Origin of the sequence: Bergeyella zoohelcum ATCC 43767 (assembly GCF_000301075.1) — a bacterium.
GTDB lineage: Bacteria > Bacteroidota > Bacteroidia > Flavobacteriales > Weeksellaceae > Bergeyella > Bergeyella zoohelcum.
Window position 1 is genome coordinate 1,860,524 of sequence record NZ_JH932293.1, and the last position, 12,083, is coordinate 1,872,606.

Sequence of the window (12,083 nt, forward strand, 5' to 3'; positions counted from 1 at the left end):
AATGTACAAAGTACAAAGACTTTTAGCATACAGCTTCCTGCCTACTGCTTATAGCTTTTTGGATGCGTTTGAGGAAGGTAAAGAATCAAAAAAAGCTACCCGAAAAATATCAAGTAGCTTTTTTAACTGAGAAGATCTGAAAATTATTTCACATCAAATCTATCAGCGTTCATTACTTTGTTCCATACTTTGATGAAATCATTCACGAAGCGTTCTTTGTTATCGTCTTGTGCGTAGAACTCTGCATAAGCTCTTAGGATAGAGTTCGATCCGAATACCAAATCTACTCTGGTAGCAGTCCATTTGGTAGCACCGGATTTTCTATTGACAATGTTGTACAAGTTTTCACCTGCAGGCTGCCAAGCGTAGTTCATATCCGTAAGGTTTACGAAGAAATCATTGCTGAGTACGCCTTCGTTGTAGGTAAATACACCATGTTTGCTACCGCCAAAATTGGTTCCTAACACACGCATACCTCCGATGAGTACGGTCATTTCAGGAGCGGTAAGTCCGAGCAATTGTGCTTTGTCTAATAGCATCTCCTCTGGCGATACGATGTAATTTTTCTTTTGCCAGTTGCGGAAACCGTCGTGTAATGGTTCTAAATCGTTAAAAGATTCTACATCCGTTTGCTCTTGTAGGGCATCTCCTCTACCTGCCAAGAATGGTACTTTTACATCAAAACCACCTTCTTTAGCTGCTGCTTCTATAGCGGCATTTCCTCCTAAAACAATCAGGTCTGCAATGCTCACTTTTTTAGTCAATGAAGCCTGAATTTGCTCTAATTTATTGAGTACTTTGTTCAATCTTTCAGGCTCGTTGCCTTCCCAGTTTCTTTGAGGCTCTAGGCGGATTCTCGCTCCGTTTGCTCCTCCTCTATAGTCTGATCCGCGGAAAGTTCTGGCACTGTCCCAAGCGGTATTGATCAGTTCGGTACGGGTAAGTCCGCTATTGAGCAAAGTTTTTTTCAAATCTTCAATTTCAGCCTCCGAAAGAGTATAATCTACAGCAGGAATAGGGTCTTGCCAAATCAAATCCTCTTGTGGTACATCGTTTCCGAGGTAACGCGACTTAGGCCCTAAGTCTCTATGAATGAGTTTAAACCACGCACGGGCAAAAGCATCGTCAAACGCCGCTTGGTCGTTCATAAATCTTTCCGATATTTTACGATATTCAGGGTCTCTAATGAGTGCCATATCGCCATCATTCATCGTGATTTTTCTCTTGATACTTGGATCAAAAGCATCTACTGGCATATCTTCCTCATCCATTTCGGTAGGTTCCCACTGCTTAGCTCCTGCTGGAGAGGTGGTTAGTGCCCATTTATCTTCGTATTTGAACAACAATTTAAAGAATTCATTATCCCATTTGTCAGGATGGGTAGTCCAAGCTCCTTCGATACCGCTGGTTACTCTACCAGGCCCTTCTGGGGTATTCCATCCCAATCCTTGCTCGTGGAGTGCTCCTGCTTCTGGCTCGGCACCTACTTTAGAGGCATCACCATTACCGTGCTGTTTCCCGATGGTATGCCCACCTGCTACTAGAGCTACGGTTTCCTCATCATTCATTGCCATTCTCGCGAAAGTTACACGCATATCTTGTGCGGTTTTTAGAGGGTCTGGGTTACCATCTACCCCTTCTGGGTTTACATAGATAAGCCCCATCATTACAGAAGCTAATGGATTTTCCAAATCTCTCTCTCCTGAGTAGCGAGAGCCTTCGCTTCCTGATTTTGCGAGCCATTCTCTTTCAGAGCCCCAGTAGATATCTTTTTCAGGATGCCAAATATCATTTCGTCCGAAAGCAAAACCGAAAGTTTTCAATCCTGCTGCTTCATAAGCCATGTTTCCTGCTAAAAGAATCAAATCTGCCCATGAAACTTTGTTACCATATTTCTTTTTAATCGGCCAAAGCAAGCGGCGTGCTTTGTCTAAGTTAGCATTATCTGGCCATGAATTAAGCGGTGCAAAGCGTTGGTTTCCTGTGCTTCCACCTCCTCTGCCATCGGCTACACGATAAGTACCCGCTTGGTGCCAAGCCATACGCACAAACAATCCTCCGTAGAATCCATAATCCGCAGGCCACCAATCTTGGCTCTCGTTCATTAGAGCTTTCAAATCGTTTTTCAGTGCCTCTTGATCTAGTTTTTTAAACTCCTCGGCATAATCAAACTCTTCTCCGAAAGGATTTGTTTTCTTGTCATGTTGAGAAAGGATATCTAAATTGAGTGCCTTTGGCCACCAGCTCATCACAGACTGATTTTCTTCTGTATTTGCACCATGCATTACAGGGCATTTTGCTGCTGAAGCATTCTGATGCTCCATTTGTTTTTTATACATTTCTATTTGTTCCGGTGAGAGATTCTCATGCGGAAACGGACATTTTCCTTGTTCTGTATTGCTCATAATATTTAATTTTATACTTGCAAATATATAGGTTCTTTATGAGAGATGAGTATGATTTTCAATAGAAATTAAAATAACAACTATAGTTAAAATCTATCATATTTTAAAATACATTTAGAAGTAAATTATAAAAACAAGAGGTTATCTTTTCAGATAACCTCCTTATACTTCTATTTTGCTTGCTCAAATTCACTAATAAAATGCAGCTTTACATTAGGGAATTTTTCTTGGGTCATAGTGATGGTAAATGCGGAATCTGCAAGAAAAACCAATTGGTTGTATTTATCTCGGGCTAAAAATCTCTGCTTAAGCCTTGCAAATTCTTTAAACTCTTCGGATTTTTCATCGGCCTCTACCCAACAAGCCTTATGAATACCTATCGGTTCATAAGTACATTTGGCACCATACTCGTGCTCCAAACGGTATTGGATGACTTCGTATTGTAATGCTCCTACGGTTCCGATGATTTTTCTTCCATTCATCTCCAATGTGAAAAGCTGAGCCACGCCCTCATCCATGAGCTGGTCTATGCCTTTTGCTAATTGTTTCGCTTTCAGAGGGTCATCGTTATTGATATACCTAAAATGCTCTGGAGAGAAACTTGGAATTCCCTTGAACTGCAATTTTTCGCCCGCCGTTAAAGTATCACCTATTCGGAAGTTTCCTGTATCGTGAAGCCCTACGATGTCCCCGGGGAAAGACTCGTCTACTACTTCTTTTTTATCCGCAAAAAAGGCATTGGGTGATGAGAATTTCATTTTTTTCCCCTCTCTTACCAGCAGGTAATTTTCATTTCGCTTAAAAGTTCCCGATACTATTTTCACGAATGCCAATCGGTCACGGTGTTTAGGATCCATATTGGCATGGATTTTAAAAACAAAACCAGTGAAATTCTTTTCTTCAGGTTTTACGACTCTTAAGTCTGATTCCTTCGGTTGAGGCATCGGGGCGATGTCTATAAATGCATCTAACAACTCTCGTACACCAAAATTATTTAATGCCGACCCGAAAAACACAGGTTGCTGCTCGCCTTTCATGTAGAGTTCGCGGTCAAATTCTGGATATACTGACTCTACTAGTTCCAATTCTTCCCTTAAAGTAGCAGCCGCTTTCTCGCCGATTGCATCGTCTATGGCAGTATCTTGAATGTCATTAAAAGTAATACTTTCGCCTACTTTTTGTTTTTTCTCTTCAAGGAAAAGCTGAATATTTTTCTCCCAAATGTTATAAATTCCTTGGAAGTCACTTCCCATTCCGATAGGCAGCGACAAAGGAACTACGCTGAGTCCTAGTTTTTGCTCTACTTCATCCAAAAGGTCAAAGGCATCTTTACCCTCTCTGTCCAGCTTATTGATGAATACCAGCATAGGGATATTTCTCATCCTACAAACCTGCACCAGTTTTTCGGTTTGTTCCTCCACCCCTTTTGCTACATCGATGACCACAATTACAGAATCCACAGCAGTTAAAGTACGATAAGTATCCTCTGCGAAATCTTTATGCCCAGGAGTATCTAGGATATTGATTTTATGATTTTTATATTCAAAAGCCAAAACGGAAGTGGCTACGGAAATTCCTCTTTGTCTTTCAATTTCCATAAAGTCCGAAGTGGCTCCTTTTTTTATTTTGTTGGATTTTACCGCACCCGCCTCTTGGATTGCTCCCCCGAAGAGGAGTAATTTTTCAGTAAGTGTGGTTTTTCCAGCATCGGGGTGAGAGATGATGCCGAAAGTTTTTCTCTTTTGTATTTCTTTGATTAAATCTGACATAGGTTTGAAATATGCGTGCAAAAATCGTGAAATTTAATGGAATGTGCAATGAATGTTTATTGGAGAGGTTAGAGATTGGAAATTAGAGATTAGAAAGCTAATCGTTAATAGCCAACTGCATGGAATAAAAAATATTATCTTTGCAATAAATCAACTGTATTGAAAAATTTAAACCATATCCCCAGATATACCTTTGATGGTTGGGGAGCATTGGCACTGGTGGCTGGATTCATTCCTTCCATATTGATAGCAGGTATTTTATCAGTGATTGCCATGGAACAAGGTATCAAAATAGATGAACTCCCTCTTTTCACTGTGATAACCACCGCTATCATGTGGCTAGGAGCAATTATGTCATTCGATTTTTTTATATGCCGAAAACAAACAGGAATGCCCATAAGGTTTCATCTCAAAATGAGCGGATTAAAAATCACACTCCTTTCCTTGCCATTGATGATAGGGACAATGCTCATTTCAGAATTTTTCATCTCAAGGCTTCCTACCACGGGAAAATTTTGGGGAGATTGGTACCAAAAGTATGAGCAAATGATGGAATTTGCTACCTCTACCCCTTGGGCAATGGCGTTTTTAGGCATTATCATCGCTCCTATATTTGAGGAAATCGTTTTTAGGGGGATTATAATGAAAGGACTTACCAATAAAGGAGTACATCCATGGAAAGCCATTATTTTTTCGGCATTACTCTTCGGTATCATTCATGGAAATCCTTGGCAGTTTTTAGGAGCATCTATTATTGGACTCGTTTTAGGATATATCTACTGGCAATCAGAGACGCTATTACTCCCTATTTTGCTTCATTCTTTTAATAACGCATTGGTCATCTGCCTCTTTTACATTACAGGAAAGGAAAATTTTTCAGATATAATCCAGCTTTCTCCCATCATCTTACTATTTATCGGGATTATGCTTACCGTTATAGGGAGCTGGGGAATGAGAAAATTCAACTATCGAAGAAAAGACATTACATCATAATTGACTTAAATAACACCTTAAAAAAACATGAAACAACAACTTTTGGTAGCCACCCACAATCTTCATAAGAAAGAGGAAATACAACAAATTTTAGGCGATAGTTTTGAAGTAAAAAGCCTTACCGATTATGATTTAAACGAAGAAATTATAGAAGATGGAGATTCTTTCCAAGCCAATGCTCAAATCAAAGCACAATATTGCTACGAAAAAACAGGAATTCCTAGTTTAGGTGATGATTCAGGGTTAGTAGTTCCTGCATTAGATGGCAGACCGGGTATCTTTTCGGCAAGATATGCAGGCGACCATGACTTTCAAAAAAACATCGCCAAAGTATTGGACGAAATGACGGGAATCGAAAATAGAAGTGCTTATTTTATCACTGTACTCTGTTATTATGATGAAAATGGAGCAACTTTTTACGAGGGAACCGTACACGGAAATCTCTTAACAGAAAATAAAGGCCATCAAGGCTTCGGGTACGACCCTATTTTCGTTCCAGAAGGATATGATATTACCTTCGCAGAAATGAACCCCGAAGATAAAAATGCCATCTCTCATAGAAAAAAGGCATTAGATAAATTCCTAAAAAGTTTTCATAAGTAATTTTTTTAGTGCATTTTTGCCTATACTAATTGATAAAAAGTGAGTGCTAAGATTACTATTTTAGGCTATAATTCTGCCATTCCTACCGTTTCGGGAATTCCTACTTCGCAGTATTTGGAAATGAATGAAAGACATTTTCTCATAGATTGTGGAGAGGGAACACAGGTACAGCTCCGCCGTGCTAGGGTAAAATTTTCTAAAATCAATCATATTTTCATCTCCCACCTCCATGGAGACCACTGTTTTGGACTTCCGGGACTGATTTCCTCCTTCCGATTATTAGGAAGAGAAGCACCACTCCATATTTACGGTCCAAAGGGAATAGCAGAAATGCTAGAAACCATTTTCAGAATTACCGACTCTCACCGAGAGTTTAATGTCATCTACCATGAACTCAGCAGTAAACAGTCTGAACTCATTTATGAAGACCATAAACTGACCGTGCATACCATTCCTCTCAATCATAGAATCTATGCCAATGGCTATCTTTTCCGTGAAAAGCAAGGACTAAGGCACCTGAATATGGAGGAAATTAAAAAATATCCTGAAATAGAAGTGTGCGATTATCATAAACTTAAAAAAGGAGAAGACTTTCTGCTTTCTGATGGCTATCTGCTCAAAAATGAAGTCCTTACTACCCCTGCAGAGAAAGGAAAATCTTACGCATTTTGTAGCGATACGAGATTCAAACCAGACATTGTTCCTATCATCAAAGGCGTAGATGTACTCTATCATGAAGCTACTTTTCTACATGATTTAAAGGAAATGGCAGACTATACAGGGCATACCACTGCCATGGAGGCAGCCCTTATCGCTAAAGAAGCCGAGGCAGGAAAACTTATCTTAGGACATTTCTCTAATCGTTACTCTGATCTCAGCGTTTTCTTAGATGAAACCCGTCCTATTTTCCCCAATACTTTTCTACCAGAGGCTTTGAAAGAAGTAGAAATATAAAAAGATTCTTAGGATGATATAATTATTAAAAAATGTTTCAATAATTTTTCGGTTGGTTTCTATTGATTTCAATTTTTTAGATTTTCAGTATCTCTTATCTCTACCATAGAACCCATACATATTATTTATTTAGGGCTATAGTTTTAATCAATGCTTATTACTTTTTTATACTGAAAAAATCAATTACCTTTGCGATATAAAATTAAAAAACAATCATATTATGTCTATTGTAGGAAAAAAATTCCCAAACATCACCGTAGATGCCATCTGCTCTATGGGAGATAACCTCAGAGTAAATGTACTAGAAGAAGCAGTAGCAAACAATAAAAAAGTATTGCTTTTCTGGTATCCGAAAGATTTCACTTTCGTTTGTCCTACGGAGCTTCATGCTTTCCAAGAGGCTTTAGCTGAGTTTGAAAAAAGAAATACAGTAGTTATCGGTGCATCTTGTGATACCAATGAAGTACACTTTGCGTGGCTGAACACCCCCAAAGATCAAGGCGGTATAGAAGGCGTTAGCTACAGACTTTTAGCAGACACACACCGTCAGCTAGCCAATGCTTTGGGCATTGTGGACCAAGATTTTGATTATGATGAGGAGGGCAATGAGCATTTCTTGGGTTCTAATGTAACTTATAGAGCTACTTACCTCATTGATGAAACAGGTAAAGTATTCCACGAAGCAGTAAATGATATGCCTTTGGGAAGAAATGTAAAAGACTTCTTAAGACTCATAGATGCTTATGCACATATCCAAACCCACGGCGAAGTGTGCCCTGCCAACTGGGAGGAAGGGAAAGATGCCATGAGTGCAGATAGAAAATCTACGGCTGAGTATCTTGCAAAACACTAAAAACACATAAAAAATAGAAGGACTTAAAGTTCTTCTATTTTTTAAATATTCTCCATTTTATTCATCAAAAAAATACCATTATGTATATTGAAATCACGGAAGACAACTTAGCTTCTCTACTAGAAGCAAATGAAAAAGTTGCTGTACAATACGGTGCTACATGGTGCGGAAACTGCCGTATTATGAAACCTAAGTTTAAAAAATTGGCTACTGAAAATGAGACCATCCCATTTTACTATGTAGATGCGGAGAAGTTTCCTGAAAGTAGAAAATTCGCTAAAGTAGATAACCTTCCTACTTTTGCCATCTTCCAAAACGGAACGCTAGTCAATCAGGTACAAACCAACCAAATGGAAAATCTCCAAACCCTCATTAACGAATTGGTATCACCTTAAAATCATAAGCACATGAAATTACCTATTATCCGCCAATTTTACCAAAACAACAGTGCGGAAAATCTAGAAAAAGCAGTAGAAGTATTAGAATCTTTTACCGAGTTCAGAGGGGTAACTGATGAACAGCTGAGCGTTATCGGGGATATGATGACGGATATGCTAGGAGCAATAGAAGTTCACGAACAAGTGAAAAATGGCACCAGCGAAAAAGATGCCCTGAATGGCTTCGCCAAAAAAGTAATGGGAAGCATTGATAGATAATATATTCAACCTCGATTTTTTCGAGGTTTTTTTTATCGATAAACAATTAGAAAAATCGTCTTATCTTTGTGTGTCTCTTATTTCAGAGAAAAAAGCCTACTATTATCTGATAAATCAATATTCAATTTGAAAAAAATTATCCTGATTTTCCGTTTTCTCTTTTATAGTGCTGAGCTCATAGTATTGCTCATCATTATGGCAAATTTTTGGGTAATTTCGCTCACCAAAGGACATACCTATACCAAGATATCTAAAATTCCCTATAAAGAAACTGCATTGGTATTGGGAACATCTCCCAAAACGAAAGGGGGCAATGCCAATCCTTACTTCATCTATAGAATGGATGCCACAGCACTCCTCTATCACTATGGTAAAATCAATGAAATCATTGTAAGTGGTGAGAAAAGCCCTGGCTATGATGAAACGCTGTATATGAAAAACTATTTAGTCTCCCAAGAAGGCATTCCCGAAAATGCCATTGTACGGGATACCCTGGGCTTTAATACCCAAAAGAGTATTTCACGATGCAAAGATGTTTATGCTAAAAATGACATCATCATCGTATCTCAGGGGTATCATAATATGAGAGCCTTATTCTATGCCCGAAATAAAGATATGGACGCCATCGCCTTTGATGCTCGTTCCGTGAATCAGCCCGAGAGTTATTACAGAAATCAGTTCAGAGAAGCTATAGCGAGAGTTCAGGCCGTTATCTATTATATTACTGGCTATTCTCTAGATTAAATTTGAAAACAAATATTCTTATTATGAAAAAACATGTTACCATCTTCATCCTCCTCTTCGTAGTGTTTCCATTTTGGGGACAAGAAAAAGTACTTTTCATTGGTAATAGTCTTACTTATTTCCATGATATCCCCCTACTTTTTAAACAAATCGCTAATAGTAAAGGAAAACATGTAGATGTTCATAGCTTTACACAAGGCGGTGCAGGGCTGGCTGATCATATTGCGAACCCTGCATTATTTACCAAAATCAATTCTGAAATGTGGGACATAGTTATCATTCAGCCAGGTTCGGGAGAGTCTGGAGGGGTTACCGCTCCCGCTACCCAAACCGCTCAGCTTGTCCAGACCATCATCAATGCCGTGAAAACACAAAATCCTTGTGCTAGAATTTATCTCTACGAAATTTCTAACGGGGTGCGTGCCGATAATAATGTTCCTAACTACGCTTCTTACCAAACTACACAAACACTGATTAAAAATACTATCACCGCCATAGCTCATCAGGTACAAATTCCTTTCATCCCTGCGGGGGAAGCCTTTAGAGCTCATTATACACAGCATCAGGATTTACTGCTCCATCCTAGATACAATGACATACACCAAAACCTCAATGGTGCTTATATGGTGGCATGTACAGCATTTGGCACTATTTATCAGCAGCCTGTTTTTCCATCTTCATTCATCAGTACCATCCCCAATACGCGAGCTGAGTATCTCCAAAATGTAGCCGATGCTACGGTATTCGGAAATCCTGTGGAGTGGCTCATCGGAGTGTATCAGCCGCATGCCCTCTTCAGTGCCAATGTCCAAAATTCCACAGTTTCTGTAACCAATCATTCTACCCATTACGATTCCCTATCTTGGGACTTCAATGGTGAATTTACCTCCACCGCTGCTGCTCCCAGCTATACTTTCCATAGCTTGGGACAAAAGACCATCACCCTGACCATTGTAAAAAATAATTGTAGTTACCAATATAGAAAAGTAGTAGATATTACAACACTTTCTACCCAAGAAACAAAATCTTTGACCGTAGAAATTTACCCTAATCCTTTTTCGGAAAAAATCTATATCCGTACGGAAGAAAAAATTGCACAAATCACTCTCTATGATGCTTCTGGAAAAAAAGTTTTCATAGAAAACCAACCCTCAAATACCATTTCTGTGAGCCATCTTCCCAAAGGATACTATATTCTTGATATCCTGTTAAAAAACGGCAGTACCATTACTAAAAAAATGATCAAGTAAAGCATTGTGAGTGATGATTTAATGATCCATCTAGGAAATTAAATGTCCCACTTAGGAAATTGAATATCCCATCTAGGAAATTAAATGTCCCATCTAGGAAATTGAATGTCCCACTTAGGAAACTAAATATCCCATCTAGGAAATTAAATGTCCCACTTAGGAAACTAAATATCCCATCTAGGAAATTAAATGTCCCACTTAGGAAATTGAATAATCCTCAAATAAATGCCTTGAACTATAATAAAACGGACATTTGATGTACAACAAAAAAATACCGACGCTCCTATGGAAGTCGGTATTTTCCGTTAAAAAGATAGATATTACAATTTTTTAGATTTATTCGCCATCAAAATAAATAGCACCATTGGTCATGGTTTTATGGCGGAACAATTCATCTAAAGTAACTATATGATAACCTTGGTCTTTTAAGTTTTTAATGACTTGCGGTATTGCCTTTACTGTAGTTTTATGAATATCATGGGCTAAGATAATAGATTTAGGAGACGCCTTAGACATGGCTTTCGCCACCAAGTCTGCATCTTTATGCTTCCAGTCTAGTGGGTCTATATTCCACATCATCACAGGTCTGCCCACCATCTGAAGGTTTTCTTTGGTATAAGCCCCATAGGGAAAACGGAAATACTTCGGTTTTTTACCAGTAATTTCTTGTATGGTTTCATCGGTCAGCTGGATTTGTCTTTTAGCTTCTTCATGGGATAGCTTTCTGAAATCCTTATGGTCATAAGAATGGTTTCCTATATTATGCCCTTCTTCTGCAATCCGTTTCATGGTATTTTTTTGGACTGATGCAGATTTCCCCAAAACAAAAAAAGTGGCTTTTACATTTTCCTTTTTCAGAATATCCAATAGTTCAGGAGTGTACACCGAAGGTCCATCATCAAAAGTGAGTGCTACACAAGGCTGCTGAGAACAGTCCACCGATGATGGTACATGGTCTAAAGGAGCTTCCTCCATTTCCTCTATCATAGCGGTTTCATGCTGAGCGGTATCCATCCCCTGAATACGGATGTATTGGTCTATGATTTTTTTAGGAATATCTATAATGAATTCCCCCATTACTCCGCTGGCAATTTGGTATTTATCAAAAATTAAATGCCAATTTCCTTTTTCATCAAAGTACAGCCCATCATAATTTTCATTTTTAGGAAGCGTACCTTCCTCTAAAGTTGCTCTCATGGAGCTTCTGAGTTGCTCTTTCTCCTGCTCATTGGCAATAGATTTATCATTTTCTAGACGAGCTTCTATTTGCTTCCAAGCGAGGTTCTTCATCTCTTGTGCAAAGTTTTTAAAATCCTCTTGATTATTAAACAAATCCTGAGGTGCTAGTTTCTTCTTATTTTTCAAATCAAAGATAGAAACCGTATTTCTGGTATCATAATTATTACCATAAGAAACATTCTGGGTATAGAGGAACACCAAGAAGTTATTATTTTTTACTTTGACTTCGAAATGCTGATTAAAATCTAGCCCTGAAACGGCTTCTTTATCTTTTCTTTCCTTAAATTCAGCTTTAAACTCTTCTACGAGTTTTTCGGTAAATTGTTTTTCACTTTGATTTACAAAATCATACGCCGTGATAGGAAAAGAAGCGGTAAGATGACTTTTATCGGGGTCATTACCTATTTTCACGGTATAAATTTGGATATCATCTTCCCCATTGAGGGCCGAAACTATTTCCGTAAGGTCAGGAATTTGAAAAGATGCCGTCTGTTCTATGGTACTTTCCTGCTGGATGTTTTTATGCTCCACATTCTGTTTACAGCTCCATACTACTGCCGAGATGATGGAAAGATAAATGATTGATTTTTTCATTTTTTATAAGATTTCAATAATAA

At 38.5% G+C, this 12,083-nt stretch carries 11 protein-coding genes; 8 read left to right on the forward strand and 3 right to left on the reverse strand.

All coding sequences use genetic code 11. The annotated features are described in order from the left end of the window. Positions 1-143: 143 nt before the first annotated feature. Complete coding sequence (katG, locus tag HMPREF9699_RS08535; RefSeq protein WP_002664115.1) at positions 144-2,405, reverse strand: catalase/peroxidase HPI; 2,262 nt, start codon at positions 2,403-2,405, stop codon at positions 144-146. Between the two features lie 170 nt (positions 2,406-2,575). Continuing rightward, positions 2,576-4,174 carry a peptide chain release factor 3 gene (locus HMPREF9699_RS08540; protein ID WP_034985857.1) on the reverse strand — a complete coding sequence of 533 codons (1,599 nt, stop codon included), beginning with the start codon at positions 4,172-4,174 and terminating at the stop codon, positions 2,576-2,578. A 159-nt stretch (positions 4,175-4,333) separates the two neighbouring features. On the opposite strand from HMPREF9699_RS08540, the gene HMPREF9699_RS08545 reads away from it, so the two are divergent. From HMPREF9699_RS08545 to HMPREF9699_RS08580, 8 genes are all read left to right on the forward strand, one after another. Further along, positions 4,334-5,167 carry a CPBP family intramembrane glutamic endopeptidase gene (locus HMPREF9699_RS08545; RefSeq protein WP_002664117.1) on the forward strand — a complete coding sequence of 278 codons (834 nt, stop codon included), beginning with the start codon at positions 4,334-4,336 and terminating at the stop codon, positions 5,165-5,167. A 27-nt stretch (positions 5,168-5,194) separates the two neighbouring features. Next, entirely contained in the window at positions 5,195-5,770 is a 576-nt protein-coding gene (rdgB, locus tag HMPREF9699_RS08550; protein WP_002664118.1) for an RdgB/HAM1 family non-canonical purine NTP pyrophosphatase, read from the forward strand. A 39-nt stretch (positions 5,771-5,809) separates the two neighbouring features. Further along, positions 5,810-6,724 (forward strand): ribonuclease Z, encoded by a 915-nt coding sequence (locus HMPREF9699_RS08555; protein ID WP_002664119.1) that lies wholly within the window; start codon positions 5,810-5,812, stop codon positions 6,722-6,724. A 220-nt stretch (positions 6,725-6,944) separates the two neighbouring features. Further along, a complete protein-coding gene (locus HMPREF9699_RS08560) occupies positions 6,945-7,577 on the forward strand; it encodes a peroxiredoxin (protein WP_002664120.1) in 633 nt (210 codons plus the stop codon). 80 nt (positions 7,578-7,657) lie between these two features. Further along, on the forward strand, positions 7,658-7,972 hold the full coding sequence (locus HMPREF9699_RS08565; RefSeq protein ID WP_002664124.1) for a thioredoxin family protein: 315 nt from the start codon (positions 7,658-7,660) through the stop codon (positions 7,970-7,972). Positions 7,973-7,984: 12 nt separating this feature from the next. Next, entirely contained in the window at positions 7,985-8,233 is a 249-nt protein-coding gene (locus HMPREF9699_RS08570; protein WP_002664126.1) for a DUF6952 family protein, read from the forward strand. Between the two features lie 126 nt (positions 8,234-8,359). Next, positions 8,360-8,977, forward strand: coding sequence for a SanA/YdcF family protein (locus HMPREF9699_RS08575; RefSeq protein WP_002664127.1), 618 nt, complete (start codon positions 8,360-8,362; stop codon positions 8,975-8,977). 23 nt (positions 8,978-9,000) lie between these two features. Continuing rightward, the gene (locus tag HMPREF9699_RS08580) at positions 9,001-10,227 is read left to right on the forward strand and encodes a T9SS type A sorting domain-containing protein (protein ID WP_002664128.1); all 1,227 of its coding nucleotides are present in this window, start codon (positions 9,001-9,003) and stop codon (positions 10,225-10,227) included. 336 nt (positions 10,228-10,563) lie between these two features. Here the strand turns inward: HMPREF9699_RS08580 and HMPREF9699_RS08585 are convergent, their stop codons facing one another. Continuing rightward, positions 10,564-12,060 carry a polysaccharide deacetylase family protein gene (locus HMPREF9699_RS08585; protein ID WP_002664129.1) on the reverse strand — a complete coding sequence of 499 codons (1,497 nt, stop codon included), beginning with the start codon at positions 12,058-12,060 and terminating at the stop codon, positions 10,564-10,566. Positions 12,061-12,083: the final 23 nt, after the last annotated feature.

Excerpts from the sequence above, each read along its gene's own strand:
- katG (WP_002664115.1), bottom strand. The coding sequence starts at position 2,405 with ATGAGCAATACAGAACAAGGAAAATGTCCGTTTCCGCATGAGAATCTC.
- HMPREF9699_RS08540 (WP_034985857.1), bottom strand. The coding sequence starts at position 4,174 with ATGTCAGATTTAATCAAAGAAATACAAAAGAGAAAAACTTTCGGCATC.
- rdgB (WP_002664118.1), top strand. The coding sequence starts at position 5,195 with ATGAAACAACAACTTTTGGTAGCCACCCACAATCTTCATAAGAAAGAG.
- HMPREF9699_RS08560 (WP_002664120.1), top strand. The coding sequence starts at position 6,945 with ATGTCTATTGTAGGAAAAAAATTCCCAAACATCACCGTAGATGCCATC.
- HMPREF9699_RS08565 (WP_002664124.1), top strand. The coding sequence starts at position 7,658 with ATGTATATTGAAATCACGGAAGACAACTTAGCTTCTCTACTAGAAGCA.
- HMPREF9699_RS08570 (WP_002664126.1), top strand. The coding sequence starts at position 7,985 with ATGAAATTACCTATTATCCGCCAATTTTACCAAAACAACAGTGCGGAA.
- HMPREF9699_RS08580 (WP_002664128.1), top strand. The coding sequence starts at position 9,001 with ATGAAAAAACATGTTACCATCTTCATCCTCCTCTTCGTAGTGTTTCCA.
- HMPREF9699_RS08585 (WP_002664129.1), bottom strand. The coding sequence starts at position 12,060 with ATGAAAAAATCAATCATTTATCTTTCCATCATCTCGGCAGTAGTATGG.